The following is a 15,931-nucleotide window of genomic DNA, read 5'->3' on the forward strand; positions in this document are numbered from 1 at the left end:
GTCAGCCGCCCGCGCGCGGCCCCGGCACGCCCGGGTCGTCCCGTGGGTTGCCCCGGTCGTTCTGCAGCAGCCACAACTCCCTGAACAGGCCGTCCGCCGCCACGAGTTCGGCGAAGGTGCCCTCCTGGAGGATCCGGCCCCGGTCGAGCACGACGATGCGGTCGGCGACCGCCACGTTCGCGAGCCGGTGGGTCACCAGGACCACCGCGCGGTCGCGGGCGACCGTCCGCAGGCCGGTGAAGATGCGGTGCTCGGCACGGGCGTCGAGCGCGCTCGTCGGCTCGTCCATCACGAGCAGTCCGGCCGGGCGGTGGAAGGCGCGGGCGATCGCGATCCGCTGCCACTGCCCGCCCGACAGCTCCACGCCCCCGAACCACTCCCGCGCGAGCAGGGTGTCGAGCCCGCTGCGCAGCCCGTCGACGACCTCGGCGGCGCCGGAGTGGGCGGCGGCGCGGTGCACGGACTCGTCGCCGCCGTGCGGCTGCCCCAGCGTGATGTTGTCGCGCGCGGACATCGGCCAGTGCGCGAAGTCCTGCGGCACGACGGCGGTCTGCCGCCACAGGGCCTGCGGATCGCACCGCTCGACGCCGATCCCGTCCCAGGTCACCGCCCCCTCGCTGGGCAGATACAGACCGGTGAGCAGCTTGCTGAGGGTGGTCTTGCCGGACCCGTTCTCGCCGACGAGCGCGAGCACCTCGCCCTTGCGCACCTCAAGCGTCACCTTCTCCAGGGCGGCCCGCTCGCTGCCGGGATAGCGGTACGTCAGCGCCTCGGCCCGTACGACGTCCGGTGCGGGCGGAACCAGGGTGCCGCGGGCCATCCGGTGCCCGCCGGCCTCGTCGATGAACTCGGCCCAGTCGTCGAGGTAGAGCCCGGTACGGAAGAGCCGCGTCCCGTACCCGACCACGCCGTGCAGCGAGGAGGAGACCGTGCGCAGCGCGAACACCGCGGTGCCCGCCGAGGCCACCGACATCCGCCCCGAGCCGAGCAGCCAGGCGAGCGCGCCCCACACCGTCCCCGCCGCGAGCCCGCCCACCAGGGCGCCGAGCACCGAGTAACGGGCGCCGAGGTGCACGGCCTCGTCGGTCGCCGCGTCCACCCGCTGCCCGATCGACCGGTAGCGGTCGAGCAGGAACCGGTCCATCGTGCAGGACCGCAGCTGGTCGGCGGTGTCCTTGTCGATCACGAACCAGCGCAGCAGGTTCAGGGTGCGCCGCTCCGCGCTCATCGCCCGCGACGCCTCGTAGTGCACCCGGGCCGCCCGGACCCCGGCGATGCCCTGCGGCAGCGCGGCGAGCAGCAGCAGCGGGAGCAGCGCCGGATGCAGCACCGTCACCACCCCGGCGGCCGCGACGAGCGAGGCCACGCACGCCATCAGGTCCTGCGAGTCGGTCAGGAGCTGCTGGGCGACCTCGGCCCCCCGGTCGGCCGCCTCCCGCTTGTCGTTGAACCCGGGCTGGTCGTACGCCGAGAGCTCGGCCTGTACGGCGGCCGCCAGCATCTGCATCTCGGCCTCGCGGGAGATCCGCGGCGAGAGCCGGCCGGAGATGTTCACCACCACGATCCCGAGCAGCGCCCGCAGCCCGGCCGCCCCGGCGAGCACCACGATCGAGGGCAGCGCGTCGCGCAGCCGGTGCGCGATGTCCCCGCTCGCGATGAGCGCGGTGATCGTACGCGTCGTGGCGAGCAGTCCGAACGCCTCGAAGAACCCCGAGAGCGCCTGGCAGCACAGCAGCACGACCACCGCCCGCCGGTCCACCCGCCAGGCCAGCGCCAGCGCCTTGCGCACCAGCTGCGGCAGCCGCCGCGCCATGGTCCGCGTACTCACCGGCCGCCGCCGGCTCGCCTCCAACGAGCTTGACCTGTACCGCAGTTGCTCGTCGACCCGCTCTTCCCCCAGCACCTCGGCCATGCCGCCCCCTGAACTAGGAATCCGCCCACTCTCCCGCAAGATCCCCCCAACAAGCCCACCCCGTAAGCCGATCCACCCCATAGGAGGGAGCGCGACGGGGGAGCGGAGGAGCCCGACCGGGAGCAGCCCCGAACGCGACGAGCCCCGCCGCCCGGGGAGGGGCGGCGGGGCCCGGTGCCGCGCCCACCCGTACGGCGCCGCACGACGAAGGCCGCCACCCCGGGACGGGACGGCGGCCTGCGTGCGGAGATCCGCGGCTTAGATGTCGAAGTACAGCTCGAACTCGTGCGGGTGCGGACGCAGCTGGATCGGGGCGATCTCGGCCGTGCGCTTGTAGTCGATCCAGGTCTCGATCAGGTCGGAGGTGAAGACACCGCCGGCCTGGAGGTACTCGTTGTCCGCCTCCAGGGCGTCCAGGACGGCCGGGAGCGAGGTCGGGACCTGCTGGACGTTGGCGTGCTCCTCGGGAGCCAGCTCGTAGAGGTCCTTGTCGATCGGCTCGGCCGGCTCGATCTTGTTCTTGATGCCGTCGAGGCCCGCGAGCAGCAGCGCGGAGAACGCCAGGTACGGGTTGGACGACGGGTCCGGGGCGCGGAACTCGACGCGCTTGGCCTTCGGGTTGGAGCCCGTGATCGGGATGCGCATCGCGGCGGAGCGGTTGCGCTGCGAGTACACCATGTTGACCGGCGCCTCGAAGCCCGGGACCAGGCGGTGGTAGGAGTTCACCGTCGGGTTGGTGAAGGCGAGCAGCGACGGGGCGTGCTTGAGGATGCCGCCGATGTAGTAGCGGGCCATGTCCGAGAGGCCCGCGTAGCCCTGCTCGTCGTAGAACAGCGGGTCGCCGCCGGCCCACAGGGACTGGTGGACGTGCATGCCCGAGCCGTTGTCGCCGAAGATCGGCTTCGGCATGAAGGTCGCGGTCTTGCCGTTGCGCCAGGCGACGTTCTTCACGATGTACTTGAAGAGCATCAGGTCGTCGGCCGCGGCGAGCAGCGTGTTGAACTTGTAGTTGATCTCGGCCTGGCCGGCCGTGCCGACCTCGTGGTGCTGGCGCTCGACCTGGAGGCCGGAGTTCTCCAGCTCCAGGGAGATCTCGGCACGCAGGTCGGCGAAGTGGTCGACCGGCGGGGCCGGGAAGTAGCCGCCCTTGTAACGGACCTTGTAACCGCGGTTGTTCTCCTCGGAGCCGGTGTTCCAGGCGCCGGCCTCGGAGTCGATGTGGTAGAACGCCTGGTTCGCGGAGGTCTCGAAACGTACCGAGTCGAAGACGTAGAACTCGGCCTCGGGGCCGAAGTAGGCGGTGTCCGCGATGCCGGTGGAGGCGAGGTAGGCCTCCGCCTTCTTGGCGATGTTGCGCGGGTCGCGGCTGTACTGCTCGCCCGTGATCGGGTCGTGGATGAAGAAGTTGATGTTCAGCGTCTTGTCACGGCGGAAGGGGTCCAGGCGGGCCGTCGACAGGTCCGGGCGCAGAGCCATGTCGGACTCGTGGATGGCCTGGAAGCCGCGGATCGACGAGCCGTCGAAGGCCAGTTCCTCCGTCGCGTCGAACGCCTTCGCGGGAATCGTGAAGTGCTGCATCACGCCCGGCAGGTCGCAGAACCGGACGTCGACGAACTTCACGTCGTTGTCCGCGATGAACTTCTTCGCGTCGTCGCCGTTCTGGAACATCCAACTCCTCCTACTCCCACCCGGGAGGGGCGGGGTTGCAGCTCGGTCGTGCGGCCAGTGCGGTGGCACACGCTGGACCCGACCATAGGCAGGCGGGATTTCTCAAGCGTGACCCGTTTGTTTCACCCAAGTTAACCGGCCTGGTGACGGGCGCGCCAAGACTGACCCGGGCCGAAGTGATCGAAAACGGGCGCAGTACCGTGGGATCCGTGGACAACAGGCAAGCAATCGGATCGTGGCTCTCGGGGCCCCGCGCGGCCGCCGAGGAGATGGGCGTCGACTTCGGCTACCGGGGCCAGCGGCTCGGTCTGCCCAAGGACGGGCCCGGCTCGGTGGCCCCGCTCGGGCGGCGCTTCGCCGCCATCTTCATCGACTGGGCCCTGTGCGCCCTGATCGCGTACCAGCTGATCGCCCGCGGCAACCCGCACAGCGCGGGCAACTGGGCACTTCTGGTGTTCCTTGTGCTCGGTGTGCTCACGGTCGGGACCGTCGGGTTCACGCCCGGCAAGCGGCTGCTCGGCCTGCGCGTGGTCGCCGAGGAGGGCGGCCGGCTCGGCGTCGTGCGCGTGATCGTCCGTACCGTGCTGCTGTGCCTGGCGATCCCCGCGCTGATCTGGGACCGCGACGGCCGCGGTCTGCACGACCGCCTCGCCCGCGCGGTCCAGGTCAGGATCTAGAGCGCCCGCCGAACGTCGGAAGGCGGCCCGGACCAGATGGTCCGGGCCGCCTTCGTATGCGTACGAGGTGAGGGTCAGCGCATCTTTCCGCCGCGCGGCATCCGCGTGCCCTTGGGCATCGGACCCTTCGGCAGCGGCATGTTGCTCATCAGGTCGCCCATGGCGCGCAGCCGGTCGTTGGCCGCGGTCACCTGCGGGCCCGAGAGCACGCGGGGGAACTTCAGGAGCGTGGTGCGCACCTTCTTCAGTGGCACCTGGCCCTCGCCGTCGCCGACGATCACGTCGTGGACCGGGACGTCCACCACGATGCGGGCCATCTTCTTCTTCTCGGCGGCCAGCAGGGACTTGACCCGGTTCGGGTTGCCCTCGGCCACGAGCACGACGCCGGCCCGGCCGACGGCCCGGTGGACGACGTCCTGGCTGCGGTTCATCGCCACGGCCGGGGTGGTGGTCCAGCCGCGCCCGATGTTCTGGAGCACGGCGGCCGCCGCGCCCGGCTGGCCCTCCATCTGTCCGAACGCCGCCCGCTCGGCACGCCGTCCGAAGACGATCGCCATCGCGAGCACGGCCACCAGGAGGCCCAGGATGCCGAGATAGACCGGGTGTCCGAGCAGGAACCCGATCGCGAGGAAGACGCCGAGGACGACGATTCCCACGCCAGCGATGACAAGCCCGATCTTGGAATCGGCCTTGCGGGTCATCTTGTAGGTCAGGGCGATCTGCTTCAGTCGCCCCGCATTCGCATCGTTCGCAGCGCTCTCTGCGGTTGCCTTCCTCGCCATACCAGGAAGTTTACGTGGCCTAGGAGCGGCGGGTGGCCACGGCCTCCAGTACGTGCTGGGCCTCGACCCGGTCCTTGGCCCGGCGCCGGTCCTCCAGGACCGCGGTCCAGGCGTTGCGCCGGGCGGTCCGCTGGCCGGAGCTCATGATCAACGACTCCATGGCGCGCAGCGCGCCGGTGACGGACGGAAGCGTGGTGGCTCGGACGGTCTGCGGAGCGGTAGCGGCCTGCATCGTCGGGGTCCCCCCTCGGGACGGGAAGTCGGAACGGACGGTGGGCGTGGGGGCGTGTGCGGTGCGTAAAGCCAGAGTCACTGATTGGTGTTACCAGGGCGTGTCCAAGCGGTCAAACCCCAATGAAACATTGACGCGGACCCCGCAAACGTTGACGCGGCCCGTACGCGCGCCCCGACCTGCGGGGACGGTACGAGCCGCGTCGACGAGGCCATTACCGGTCAGTAGTCGCTTGTGAGCAGATTCACGTGCGGTGCTTCCGGATCCGCTCCCGGATCCGCTCCCGCATCAGGCGGTGGCGGCGGCGCTCCGGGCCTCCATCGCCTGCTGGTACAGGCGGCCGGCCCGGTAGGAGGAGCGGACCAGCGGGCCCGACATCACACCGGAGAAGCCGATCTCGTCGGCCTCCTCCTTCAGCTCCACGAACTCCTGCGGCTTCACCCAGCGCTCGACGGGGTGGTGGCGCACGGAGGGCCGCAGGTACTGCGTGATCGTGATGAGTTCGCAACCCGCGTCGTGCAGGTGCTGGAGCGCCTCGCTGATCTCCTCGCGGGTCTCGCCCATGCCGAGGATCAGGTTGGACTTGGTGATCAGGCCGTAGTCGCGGGCCTTGGTGATCACGTCGAGGGAACGCTCGTAACGGAAGCCGGGGCGGATCCGCTTGAAGATCCGCGGCACGGTCTCGACGTTGTGCGCGAAGACCTCGGGGCGGGAGGAGAAGACCTCTTCCAGCTGCTCGGGGACCGCGTTGAAGTCGGGGGCGAGCAGCTCGACCTTGGTGCGGCCCTCGGCGCGCCCCTCGGTCTGCGCGTGGATCTGGCGCACGGTTTCCGCGTACAGCCAGGCACCGCCGTCCGCCAGGTCGTCGCGGGCGACGCCGGTGATGGTCGCGTAGTTCAGGTCCATCGTGACGACCGACTCGCCGACGCGGCGGGGCTCGTCACGGTCCAGCGCCTCGGGCTTGCCCGTGTCGATCTGGCAGAAGTCGCAGCGCCGGGTGCACTGGTCGCCGCCGATGAGGAAGGTCGCCTCGCGGTCCTCCCAGCACTCGAAGATGTTGGGACAGCCCGCCTCCTGGCAGACCGTGTGCAGACCCTCGCTCTTCACCAGCTTCTGCAGCTGGTTGTACTCGGGGCCCATCTTCGCCCGGGTCTTGATCCACTCGGGCTTGCGCTCGATGGGGGTCTGGCTGTTCCGGACCTCCAGGCGCAGCATCTTGCGTCCGTCGGGTGCGACTGCGGACACGTCCGGCTCCCTGTGACTTCGATTCTTCGGCGAACCCTAGGGTACGCCCGTTGATTGAACGGCCGGGGTGCGGCCCACTGCCGTGGGGGCAACCCGTGGAGGCGCGGGAGCATTCCCTCGCCACGGGTTCGTCAGGCGGAGGCCCGCTCGATCTCGCGGGGGGCGAGCTCCGCGTGCTCCAGGATGTCCTTGAGATGGCGCTCCACGACGGGCAGCACCTCCTCGATCGTGACCTCGCGGCCGAGCTCGTACGAGAGCGAGGTCACACCCGCGTCGCGGATCCCGCACGGCACGATCCGGTCGAACCAGGTGTTGTCCGGGTTCACGTTGAACGAGAAGCCGTGCATCGTGACGCCCTTGGCCACGCGGATGCCGATCGCCGCCAGCTTGCGGTCCTCGCGGCGCTGGCCGGCGTTGGAGGGCGCGTACTCGGGGCCGTTGAGCCGGGCGTCGAACTCGTCGTCGTTCAGGCGCGGGTCGAAGTCGAGGGAGAGGCCGCCGAGCTTCGGGCGCTGCTCCACCGGATCGCCGAGCACCCACACACCGCTGCGGCCCTCGACCCGGGTGGTCGCGAGGCCGAAGTCGGCGGCGGTACGGATCAGGGCCTCTTCGAGGCGGCGCACGTGCGCGACGACGTCGACGGGCCGGGGCAGCTTCTGGATCGGGTAGCCGACCAGCTGGCCCGGGCCGTGCCAGGTGATCTTGCCGCCGCGGTCGACGTCGATGACCGGAGTGCCGTCCAGGGGGCGCTCGCTGTCCTCGGTGCGCCGGCCCGCCGTGTAGACCGGCGGGTGCTCAAGCAGCAGACAGGTGTCCGGGATCTCGTCGGCGAACCGGGCCGCGTGCACCCGGCGCTGCTCGTCCCAGGCCTCCTGGTACTCGACCGCGTCCTCGCCGAAACCCAGCCGGACAAATCGCAGCTCGTTCACTCCAGCTCCCCTGTCGAACTTCTCGGATGCCATCGATGCGCGCCCTCAATCACTGTACGACCGTGTTCGATGACCCCCGCACGCCCCCCGGAGCCCGGCAGAAACGGCACGTCACCACACGATCGGATGAATGCGGGGCGAAGGTGGCGGCACCGGCCCTATTGACCGCTAAATTCTCGCCGTTCCATGAGGGCTGCAAGGTTGGCCCGGAAGGCAGGAGAACGCAGAGCTGATGACGGAACGACCCTCGCAGCGCACCCCCAACCGCCAGCTCGCCACACTCATCGCGGAAGCCGGGTTCTCCAACGCGGGGCTCGCCCGTCGCGTTGACCAGCTCGGTCTCGAGCACGGCCTGGACCTGCGCTACGACAAGACCTCGGTCACCCGGTGGCTGCGCGGCCAGCAGCCGCGCGGCACCACACCCGCGCTGATCGCCGAGGTGTTCACCCGGCGGCTCGGCCGCCGGCTCTCCGCACAGGATCTCGGGCTCGACGCCTGTGCGCCGGTGTACGCGGGCCTGGAGTTCGCGGCGACGCCCGAGGAGGCCGTCGACATCGTCAGCGGTCTGTGGCGCAAGGACTCGGGCAGCCACGCCGAACTCCGCAAGATCGCCTTCACCCCGGCGGGCCTGGTGGTCCCCAGCCGGGACTGGCTGATCGGGCGGGCCGACGACCGGGTGGGCCGCGGTGAGCCGAACCCGCAGGGCAACGTGACCCGCATCCCGGTCCAGGGCCGCCCGTCGGTGCCCCGCCAGCGGACCACCGACCGGGGCCCGGGACAGCGGGTGACCAGCGGGGACATCGCGGCGCTCCGCTCGGTCGGCGAACTGTTCCGCACCCTCGACCACGCCTACGGCGGCGGCCACGCGCGCCAGGCCCTGGTGCGCTATCTGGAGCACGAGGCCGAGCCGATGCTGCGCGGCACCTACGGCGAGAACGTGGGGCGCCGGCTCTTCGCGGCCGCCGCGGACCTGACGAGACTGGCCGGCTGGACCTCGTACGACATCGCGGCGCACGGGCTCGCGCAGCGGTACTTCGTGCAGGCGCTGCGGCTGTCCCAGGCGGCGGGGGACCGCGCGTACGGCAGTTATGTCCTGGTCACCATGAGCCGGCAGGCCGTCTATCTGGGGCACGGCCGCGAGGCGGTGCAGCTGGCCCGGGTCGCCCAGCAGGGCGTGGGCTCCGCGGCGCCGCCGGTCGTGCAGTCGCTCCTCAACGCGGTCGAGGCGCGCGGGCACGGGGTGCTGGGCGAGGTCCGTGCGTGCACGGCATCGCTGGCGCGGGCCGAGCGGGCCCTGGAGAGCGCCCGGCCCGGCGACGACGTGCCGCACTGGGGCCGGTTCTTCGACGAGGCGCAGCTCGCCGACGAGTTCGGCCACTGCCACCGCGACCTCCAGCAGTACCGGGCGGCCGCCCAGCACGCGGAGCGCTCGCTGCAACTGCGCGCGCCGGGCTACGCCCGCTCCCGGCTGTTCTGCCGGGTCGTGCTCGCCACCGCCCGGCTCGGCCTCGGCGAGCTCGACCAGGCCTGTGCGCTGGGCGCGGAGGCGGCCCAGCAGGCCAGCGAGATGCGGTCGGCGCGCGCGGTCGAGTACGTACGCGACTTCGAGCGCCGCCTGGAGCCGTACCGGGACGCGGCGGCGGTGCGCACCTATCGGGACCGGGTGGCCGCGCTCGGCTGAGGGCGGCGGGCGTCAGGCCGCCTTGTGGACCACCTCCGCCGTCGCCCGCCAGGACGGGACGCCCAGGTCGGCGAGGATCGCCCGGGCGGCGCGGCGGCCGGAGTACAGGGCGCCCTGGACGGTGCTGGTGTCGCGGTGGTCGCCGCAGACGTAGAGGCCGGCGAGCAGCCGGACCGGGCGGCGCAGATCGTGCGGGGCGGGCATCGAGGGCACGGCCTGCGGGGTGTGGTGCACGGCGAGCAGTTCCCAGTCGTCCGTGGACGTGGCGTACAGGCGCGCCAGTTGGCGGCGTACCGCGTCCTCCAGGTCGGCCGGCGGGGTGCCGAGCACGGTCGAGGTGATGAGCGCCCGGCCGTGCGGCGCGCGGCTGGGGTCGACCTCGCTCATCACCGAGGTGTACGCCACCGGGCCGCTGCGGTCCGCGTCCAGGAGCAGTGCGGGGTCGGCGAGCGGGGAGCGCGGGGCGCTGTGGTGCAGCACGGTGAGCGGATGGAAGCCGGGGACCCTGAGGCCCGGCAGCAGTTCGGCGGCGGCCGGGGCGTCGGTGGCCAGGAGCAGGGAGCGGCAGCCGAGCACGCCGTGGTCGGCGGTGGTCACCGAGGTCGTGGCCACCGATGTGACCTTCACGCCGGTACGCACCGTGCCGGGCGGCAGCGCGGCGGCGAGCAGCTCGGGCAGGGTGGCCGCGCCGCCCGCCGGGACGCACAGCCGGCCCCGCGCGAAGCCGCGCAGGGCGAGGTCCGCGCAGCGGCTGGACGTGGTCAGGCCGGGGTCGCAGAGCAGCGCGGAGAGCAGCGGGCGGACGAAGCCGTCGAGGGTGCGGGCGGGCAGTCCTCGGCTCAACAGGGCCTGTCCGATGGGGAGTTCGGGCCGGGCGGTTATTCGCTCGACGGGCGTCGCGGCGAGCCGGGCCAGCGCCTTGCCGAGCCGGGCCTGGTCGAGGGCCCCGCCGAGCGGGGTGGCCGTGCCACGAGGGGCGCTCGCCCGGGCGCGCGCGGCGGCGAGTGCGCCCCGCGCGCTCCCGGTGACGCCGGCCCGGTAGCGGCGGCCCTCGCTGTGCACGAGGGCGCCGGGCGAGAACGGGCGCAGCGGCAGGTCCTCGAGGCCCGGGGTGCGGGTCAGTTCCGGATACGAGGTGGAAAGCAGCTGGCCGATGCGGTCCAGGCGGAAGCCGTCGATCCGGGCGGTCGACATGCGACCGCCCACATCCGGGGCTGCCTCCAGGACGCTGACCGTGACTCCCGCGCCGGTCAGCTGATGAGCCGCTGACAGGCCCGCGAGCCCGGCCCCCACGATGAGTACGTCCGCATGGTGTGCGGTACTGAGCACGTGGCCCTCCCCGGAGTAGGCGCGGTCGGTGGAGGCCTCATGCCCCCAACTGGCCCACGGAATGCCGCAGTTCGGGGAGAGAGTAGGTATGTTCCCCGGGTTCGCGCTGCGCGCGTGCGGGTGGGCGTGGGCGCACGGCGGGCGCACGGGCCCCTTCCTGGGGGCTCCGCCCCCGGGCCCCCGTACCCGGCGCTTCTAGGGCCGGGGGAAGCAGGCTGGCGATGCAGCGCCGACCAACACCAGCACCGCCCAGGGGCGCGAGGAACCGCGCGACCAGCCACGCACGGTGCAAGGACGAAACCGGACCCGGGGGCGCGGGGCTGTGACGTTTGCGGCTCCGCCGCGTGGGCGCGAACGGCCCCCGCGATCCGCAGTCGAACTCGCACCCAACGCCCCCCTCCCCCCGGAGGGTTACGGGAAGGGGCGGGGTGGGGAAATCCCCGGGGTCAGGACACGGCCGCGCCGATCGACCCCTCGATGGTCGGGAACGCGAAGCCGAAGCCCGCCGACAGCAGGCGGGACGGGAGGACGCGCTGGCTGGACAGGACGTCCCCGGCCGCTTCGCCGAGGGCCAGGCGCATGGCGGGGGCCGGGACCGGGAAAAGGGCCGGGCGGTGCAGGACCCGGGACATCGCCGCCGTCACCTCGCGGTTCGTGACCGGCTCCGGCGCCGTCAGGTTCACCGGCCCGGAGAGCCCCTCCGTGTCCAGCAGGAACCGCAGCGCCGCCACCTCGTCGTGCAGCGAGATGAAGGACCAGTACTGGCGCCCGCTGCCGAGCCGCCCCCCGAGGCCCGCCCGGAACAGCGGGATCAGCTTCGCCCACGCGCCGCCCTCGCGGGACACCACCAGACCCGTGCGGGCGAACACCGTGCGGATGCCCGCCTCCTCGGCCGGGGCCGCCGCCTCCTCCCACTCCACGCACACCCGGGAGAGGAAGCCGTCGCCCGGGGGCGCCGACTCGTCGACGCCGCGGCCGCCCGTGTCGCCGTAGTAGCCGATCGCCGACCCGCTGACCAGCACCTTCGGCGGGGTGTCCAGGGAGGCCAGGGCCTCGGCCAGCGCCGCGGTGCCGAGCACCCTGCTGTCCCGGATCTCCTTCTTGTACGCGTCGGTCCACCGGTGGTCGGCCACCCCCGCCCCGGCCAGGTGCACCGCCGCCTCGCAGCCGGCCAGGCCCGCCGCGTCCACGTGCTGGCGGGCCGGATCCCATGCGACCTCGTCGGGCGCGTCCGCCCGGCGCCGTACGAGACGCAGTACCTCGTGCCCGTCCGCCCGCAGCGAGCGCACCAGCTCCGCACCGATCAGTCCTGTCGAACCCGTCACCGCGATCTTCATGGAGTCCATCCTCGCGCGCTCCGGCCCGCATGGCACAGTGGCCGCATGCCCGAGTCGTACACCGAGCCCAGTGTTCCCGCTCCCTCGCTCATACGGCCCGCCCGGCGCTCGGACGCCGAGGCGCTGGGGGCGCTCACCCGCGAGGCCTGGTCCCCGCTGCACTCCGTGCAGCCGCGCCCGGTCCCTCCGTACGAGCCCTTCTTCGACGAGCGGCACGAGCCCGCGCACTATCTCGTCGCCGAGGCGGACGGCCAGGTCGTGGGGTTCATCCGGCTGGTGCCCGCCACCCCGCTCGCGTGCAACCGCCACGTCCGCCAGATCCAGGGGCTCGAAGTCGCCGAGGCCGCGCGCGGCCGGGGCGTCGGGCGGGCCCTGCTGCACGCCGCGTACGACGCCTCGCGGCGGCAGGGCGCCACCCGCATCACCCTGCGCGTCCTCGGCCACAACGCCCCGGCCCGCGCCCTGTACGAGGCGGAGGGCTTCGCCGTCGAGGGCGTACTGCCGGGGGAGTTCCTCCTCGACGGCGCCTTCGTGGACGACGTCCTGATGGGCCGGACGCTGATCGACCGCTGACCACCGACACCGAATTCCCCGACCCCCGAAAGCAGGGCAGCTCCGTGTCTCACCCCACCCCCTCCGCCAAGGCCGCGGCCGACACCGCCCGCATAGCCCTGCGGGGGCTCGACGCGGTCCGCGACGAGCTCGCCGCGATCTACCGCGATCTGCACGCCCACCCCGAGCTGTCCTTCGCCGAGCACCGCACCGCCGCCGAAGTCGCGCGCAGGGCAAGGGAGTTCGGGTGCGAGGTGACCACCGGGGTCGGGCGCACCGGTGTCGTCGCGGTGCTTGCGAACGGGCCCGGGCCCACCGTGCTGCTGCGGGCCGACTTCGACGCCCTGCCGGTCACCGAGCGGACCGGCCTCGACTACGCCTCCACCGCCGAGGGCGTCATGCACGCCTGCGGGCACGACATGCACGTCAGCTGTCTGCTCGGCGCGCTCAAGCTGCTCGCGGACGCCCGCTCGCTGTGGAGCGGCACCGTCCTCGGCGTCTTCCAGCCCGCCGAGGAGGTCGGACAGGGGGCGCGGGCCATGGTCGACGACGGCCTCTACGAGCGGTTCGGCACCCCCGACGTGGTGCTCGGCCAGCACGTCGGGCCGTTCCCGGCCGGGCTGATCGGCGCGCACGCGGGCCCCGCCTTCGCCGCCACCGACGCGCTCAAGGTCGTCATGTACGGCAAGGGAGCGCACGGTTCGCGGCCCGAGGCGTCCGTCGACCCGGTGGTGATGGCCGCCGCGACCGTGATGCGGCTCCAGACGATCGTCTCGCGCGAGATCCCCGGCGGCGAGACGGCGGTCGTCACCGTGGGTTCGCTCAACGCCGGGACCAAGGACAACATCATCCCGGACGAGGCCGAGCTCAAGCTCAACATCCGTACGTACAAGGAGGATGTGCGCACCAAGGTGCTGGCCGCCGTCGAGCGGATCGTGCGCGGGGAGGCCGCCGTCGCGGGGGCCGAGCGCGAGCCCGACATCACCGGGATCGACTCGTTCCCGGTCCTGGTCAACGACGCCGACGCGGTGGCCCGCACGATGGCCGCCGTCGGCGCGGTCATCGGCGACGACCACGTGCTGGACCCGGGGCCCGTGACGGGCAGCGAGGACGTCGGCCTGTTCGGCACCGTGGCCCAAGTCCCCGTCTGCTACTGGCTGTTCGGCGGTACGGACCCCGAGGCGTACGGCGCCGCGTTCGCCGCGGGAACCGTCGACAGGGACGTCCCCTCCAACCACTCGCCCTTCTTCGCCCCGGTGATCGAGCCCACCCTGACCACCGGTGTCACGGCCCTCACCACGGCCGCGCTCGCCTGGCTCGACGCGCGGTAGCCGGCCGTCTCAGCGGCCCAACAGGCGCATTCCCCCGGTGAGTTCGCGCAGACAGCGCACCGCGAGCTCGGCGGGGGAGCCGGCGCCCGAGGCCGGGGCGTCGGTGGCGGCCCAGGCCTCAAGGGCCACCCGGATCGCGTCGGTGGCCGCCGCCGCCACGAGGCGTACCTCCAGGGCGTCGGCCCCCGGCCCCGCGAGCCGGGTGAGCGCGGGCAGCAGGCGCTCCTCGGATTCCTGGTTCACCCGGTACCAGACCGCGCGCAGCGCCGCGTCGTGCTCGGCCGCGCGCAGCAGCCCCCTGGTCCACCTCAGCTGCTCGGCGGCGGCCGCGTCGGGCACCGCGAGTGCCTGGCGCACGGCGACCTCAAGGGTCTTGGCGAGGGGGCCCGGCCCGGCGGCTTCGAGCAGCGCCCGCCAGCGTTCGGCGCCGCCCGAGAGCAGCGGGCCGACCGCGTCCTGCTTGGAGCGGAAGTAGCGGTAGAAGGTGCGCAGCGCGACCCCGGCGTGCCGGGCGATGGCCTCGGCGGTGGTCCCGTCGGGCCCGTGCTCGGCGAAGAGCGCGGCCGCCGCGCGGGCGATGTCGAGCTGGGTCGCGGCCTTGCGGCGCTCGGTGAGCGAGGGGGCGGGCGGGGAGGCGGGCTGCGGTGCGGGGTGGGTCACTTCGCCAGCGTACGCCCGGGACCTCCGGGTGTGCATGGATTGACGTCATGGCAAAACGTGCCATCCAGGCGTACGGTGGACGTCGAAAGCTGCCGCACCCCGGCAGCCGTCGGACACATCGAGTACATCGAGAAAGCTGGACCCGCGATGAGCGTGAACACCGTCACCGACCGCTACGAAGGACGCCGCGCCCTGGTCACCGGCGGCGGCTCCGGCATCGGGCAGGCCACCGTCCTTCGCCTGCTCGCCGAGGGCGCCCACGTCGTCGCCGCGGACGTCAGCGAGGCGGGCCTGAAGGACACCGCCGACAAGGCGGGCGCGGGCATCGGCCGGCTCACCACCCTCGTCGTCGACATAGCCGACGAGGCGTCCGTCACCGAGGGCGTGGCCGCCGCGGTCTCCGCGCTCGGCGGCCTGGACGTGCTGGTCAACGCGGCCGGCATCCTGCGCTCCTCGCACACCCACGAGACGAGCCTGGCCGACTTCAACCAGGTCGTCGCGGTCAACCTGACCGGCACGTTCCTGATGATCCGCGAGGCCATCCCGGCGCTGCTCGAAGGCAACGGCGCGGCCGTCGTCAACTTCAGCTCGACCTCGGCGGCGTTCGCCCACCCCTACATGGCGGCGTACGCGGCCAGCAAGGGCGGCATCCAGTCGATGACGCACGCGCTCGCCGCCGAGTACGCCAAGCAGGGCATCCGCTTCACCGCCGTGCAGCCCGGTTCGATCTCCTCCGGCATGACGGACGGAACCGGCGCGTCCCGCTCCAGCGTGGGCCCCGGCCTGCCCGCCGACGCCGACATGTCGCTCTTCATGAAGCTGGCCCCGGCCATCGGCCAGGGCTTCGCGGGCCCGGAGACGGTGGCCTCGGTGGTCGCGATGCTGGCCAGCGACGACGGCCGCTTCATCACCGGCACCGAGATCCGCGTCGACGGCGGCACGCACTTCTGACCGCCGGCCCGCGCCCTTGACCGGCCGGCCCCGCGTGCTCAGCCGGTGCCGAAGCGCTCCCACAGGCGGGGGTAGCGATCGGCGAGCGCGGACTCGTCCTCGAAGTCCAGCGGGGTGCCCTCCGGCTCCTCGGGCTGGGACGGGATGCCGAGGTCCGGCGCCTCGACACCCGTGAGCTGCTCGTACGCCTCGTCCGCGGCGTAGCCGAGCTCCTCGCCGTCGCCGTCGACCTCCTCGTCGAACTCGCCGAGGAGGCCGGCGAGCGCGTCGGGGTCGTGCAGCGCGCCCTCGAAGACCTCGCGGCCCTGGCCGATGAGCCAGCAGCGGAAGTAGTCGAACGCGTCGTCGCTCGCCCCGTCGAGCAGCACGGCCGCCGCTCCCCACAGGTCCCAGCGGTAGGCGCGGTTGTAGCGCGCCTCGAAGTGCCGGGCGAAGTCGAGCACGGAGTCGGGGTCGTACTGCAGCAGCCGGTCCACGAGCAGGTCGGCCTGTTCCTCGGGGTCGCCTTCCGCGGCCTCGCGAGTACGGTCGACGATCTCCCAGAACTCCGTCTCGTCCATCACGGAACCAGCATCGTGGGTAGGGCAGGGCGGCGCACGCGGAGCGGCGTTTTTCGTCCGGTTGCCGCTCCCGGACGCTCCCGAC

15 protein-coding genes are annotated in these 15,931 nt (G+C 72.6%); 5 read left to right on the forward strand and 10 right to left on the reverse strand.

Annotated features, from left to right (window positions below; genetic code table 11):
• Window position 1 precedes the first annotated feature (1 nt).
• Together ACFYZA_RS10770 and glnA are read right to left on the reverse strand one after the other, a co-directional pair.
• Window positions 2–1,912: an ABC transporter ATP-binding protein gene (locus ACFYZA_RS10770; protein WP_388489232.1), complete on the reverse strand. Its 1,911-nt coding sequence runs from the start codon at window positions 1,910–1,912 to the stop codon at window positions 2–4.
• 258 nt (window positions 1,913–2,170) lie between these two features.
• On the reverse strand, window positions 2,171–3,580 hold the full coding sequence (glnA, locus tag ACFYZA_RS10775; RefSeq protein ID WP_382582605.1) for a type I glutamate--ammonia ligase: 1,410 nt from the start codon (window positions 3,578–3,580) through the stop codon (window positions 2,171–2,173).
• A gap of 209 nt (window positions 3,581–3,789) precedes the next feature.
• Here glnA and ACFYZA_RS10780 point away from each other — a divergent pair, with 209 nt between their 5' ends.
• On the forward strand, window positions 3,790–4,257 hold the full coding sequence (locus tag ACFYZA_RS10780) for an RDD family protein (protein WP_388489234.1): 468 nt from the start codon (window positions 3,790–3,792) through the stop codon (window positions 4,255–4,257).
• A 74-nt stretch (window positions 4,258–4,331) separates the two neighbouring features.
• Here ACFYZA_RS10780 and ACFYZA_RS10785 read toward each other — a convergent pair whose 3' ends face one another.
• The 4 genes from ACFYZA_RS10785 to lipB all read right to left on the reverse strand — a co-directional run bounded on the left by ACFYZA_RS10785 (window position 4,332) and on the right by lipB (window position 7,445).
• Window positions 4,332–5,039, reverse strand: a complete 708-nt coding sequence (locus ACFYZA_RS10785; protein ID WP_100576873.1) for a DUF4191 domain-containing protein — start codon at window positions 5,037–5,039, stop codon at window positions 4,332–4,334.
• A 19-nt stretch (window positions 5,040–5,058) separates the two neighbouring features.
• Window positions 5,059–5,271 (reverse strand): hypothetical protein, encoded by a 213-nt coding sequence (locus ACFYZA_RS10790; RefSeq protein WP_388489236.1) that lies wholly within the window; start codon window positions 5,269–5,271, stop codon window positions 5,059–5,061.
• Between the two features lie 288 nt (window positions 5,272–5,559).
• A complete protein-coding gene (lipA, locus tag ACFYZA_RS10795) occupies window positions 5,560–6,516 on the reverse strand; it encodes a lipoyl synthase (protein ID WP_382582614.1) in 957 nt (318 codons plus the stop codon).
• Between the two features lie 131 nt (window positions 6,517–6,647).
• Window positions 6,648–7,445 (reverse strand): lipoyl(octanoyl) transferase LipB, encoded by a 798-nt coding sequence (lipB, locus tag ACFYZA_RS10800; RefSeq protein ID WP_382582713.1) that lies wholly within the window; start codon window positions 7,443–7,445, stop codon window positions 6,648–6,650.
• Between the two features lie 232 nt (window positions 7,446–7,677).
• Here lipB and ACFYZA_RS10805 point away from each other — a divergent pair, with 232 nt between their 5' ends.
• The gene (locus ACFYZA_RS10805; protein WP_382582617.1) at window positions 7,678–9,126 is read left to right on the forward strand and encodes a regulator; all 1,449 of its coding nucleotides are present in this window, start codon (window positions 7,678–7,680) and stop codon (window positions 9,124–9,126) included.
• A 12-nt stretch (window positions 9,127–9,138) separates the two neighbouring features.
• On the opposite strand, the gene ACFYZA_RS10810 is transcribed toward ACFYZA_RS10805, so the two are convergent.
• The gene (locus tag ACFYZA_RS10810; RefSeq protein WP_382582620.1) at window positions 9,139–10,455 is read right to left on the reverse strand and encodes an NAD(P)/FAD-dependent oxidoreductase; all 1,317 of its coding nucleotides are present in this window, start codon (window positions 10,453–10,455) and stop codon (window positions 9,139–9,141) included.
• A 446-nt stretch (window positions 10,456–10,901) separates the two neighbouring features.
• On the reverse strand, window positions 10,902–11,801 hold the full coding sequence (locus tag ACFYZA_RS10815; RefSeq protein ID WP_382582623.1) for a TIGR01777 family oxidoreductase: 900 nt from the start codon (window positions 11,799–11,801) through the stop codon (window positions 10,902–10,904).
• A 36-nt stretch (window positions 11,802–11,837) separates the two neighbouring features.
• On the opposite strand from ACFYZA_RS10815, the gene ACFYZA_RS10820 reads away from it, so the two are divergent.
• Both ACFYZA_RS10820 and ACFYZA_RS10825 read left to right on the forward strand, forming a co-directional pair.
• Window positions 11,838–12,365 carry a GNAT family N-acetyltransferase gene (locus ACFYZA_RS10820; protein ID WP_388489239.1) on the forward strand — a complete coding sequence of 176 codons (528 nt, stop codon included), beginning with the start codon at window positions 11,838–11,840 and terminating at the stop codon, window positions 12,363–12,365.
• A gap of 44 nt (window positions 12,366–12,409) precedes the next feature.
• Window positions 12,410–13,675 carry an amidohydrolase gene (locus ACFYZA_RS10825; protein WP_388489241.1) on the forward strand — a complete coding sequence of 422 codons (1,266 nt, stop codon included), beginning with the start codon at window positions 12,410–12,412 and terminating at the stop codon, window positions 13,673–13,675.
• A 9-nt stretch (window positions 13,676–13,684) separates the two neighbouring features.
• On the opposite strand, the gene ACFYZA_RS10830 is transcribed toward ACFYZA_RS10825, so the two are convergent.
• Window positions 13,685–14,371: a TetR/AcrR family transcriptional regulator gene (locus tag ACFYZA_RS10830; protein WP_388489244.1), complete on the reverse strand. Its 687-nt coding sequence runs from the start codon at window positions 14,369–14,371 to the stop codon at window positions 13,685–13,687.
• 111 nt (window positions 14,372–14,482) lie between these two features.
• Here ACFYZA_RS10830 and ACFYZA_RS10835 point away from each other — a divergent pair, with 111 nt between their 5' ends.
• A complete protein-coding gene (locus tag ACFYZA_RS10835) occupies window positions 14,483–15,286 on the forward strand; it encodes an SDR family NAD(P)-dependent oxidoreductase (RefSeq protein ID WP_388489443.1) in 804 nt (267 codons plus the stop codon).
• Window positions 15,287–15,324: 38 nt separating this feature from the next.
• On the opposite strand, the gene ACFYZA_RS10840 is transcribed toward ACFYZA_RS10835, so the two are convergent.
• Window positions 15,325–15,846 carry a DUF4240 domain-containing protein gene (locus ACFYZA_RS10840; protein WP_382582718.1) on the reverse strand — a complete coding sequence of 174 codons (522 nt, stop codon included), beginning with the start codon at window positions 15,844–15,846 and terminating at the stop codon, window positions 15,325–15,327.
• Window positions 15,847–15,931 lie beyond the last annotated feature (85 nt).

It is taken from the genome of Streptomyces sp. NPDC001828, assembly GCF_042892175.1.
In the GTDB taxonomy this organism is placed as follows: Bacteria; Actinomycetota; Actinomycetes; order Streptomycetales; family Streptomycetaceae; genus Streptomyces.

Bases quoted from the DNA above. Each gene is read 5' to 3' on its own strand.
- ACFYZA_RS10815 (WP_382582623.1), bottom strand. From the start codon at position 11,801: ATGGACTCCATGAAGATCGCGGTGACGGGTTCGACAGGACTGATCGGT.
- ACFYZA_RS10785 (WP_100576873.1), bottom strand. From the start codon at position 5,039: ATGGCGAGGAAGGCAACCGCAGAGAGCGCTGCGAACGATGCGAATGCG.
- ACFYZA_RS10805 (WP_382582617.1), top strand. From the start codon at position 7,678: ATGACGGAACGACCCTCGCAGCGCACCCCCAACCGCCAGCTCGCCACA.
- glnA (WP_382582605.1), bottom strand. From the start codon at position 3,580: ATGTTCCAGAACGGCGACGACGCGAAGAAGTTCATCGCGGACAACGAC.
- ACFYZA_RS10835 (WP_388489443.1), top strand. From the start codon at position 14,483: ATGAGCGTGAACACCGTCACCGACCGCTACGAAGGACGCCGCGCCCTG.
- ACFYZA_RS10820 (WP_388489239.1), top strand. From the start codon at position 11,838: ATGCCCGAGTCGTACACCGAGCCCAGTGTTCCCGCTCCCTCGCTCATA.
- ACFYZA_RS10790 (WP_388489236.1), bottom strand. From the start codon at position 5,271: ATGCAGGCCGCTACCGCTCCGCAGACCGTCCGAGCCACCACGCTTCCG.
- ACFYZA_RS10840 (WP_382582718.1), bottom strand. From the start codon at position 15,846: ATGGACGAGACGGAGTTCTGGGAGATCGTCGACCGTACTCGCGAGGCC.
- ACFYZA_RS10770 (WP_388489232.1), bottom strand. From the start codon at position 1,912: ATGGCCGAGGTGCTGGGGGAAGAGCGGGTCGACGAGCAACTGCGGTAC.
- ACFYZA_RS10830 (WP_388489244.1), bottom strand. From the start codon at position 14,371: ATGCACACCCGGAGGTCCCGGGCGTACGCTGGCGAAGTGACCCACCCC.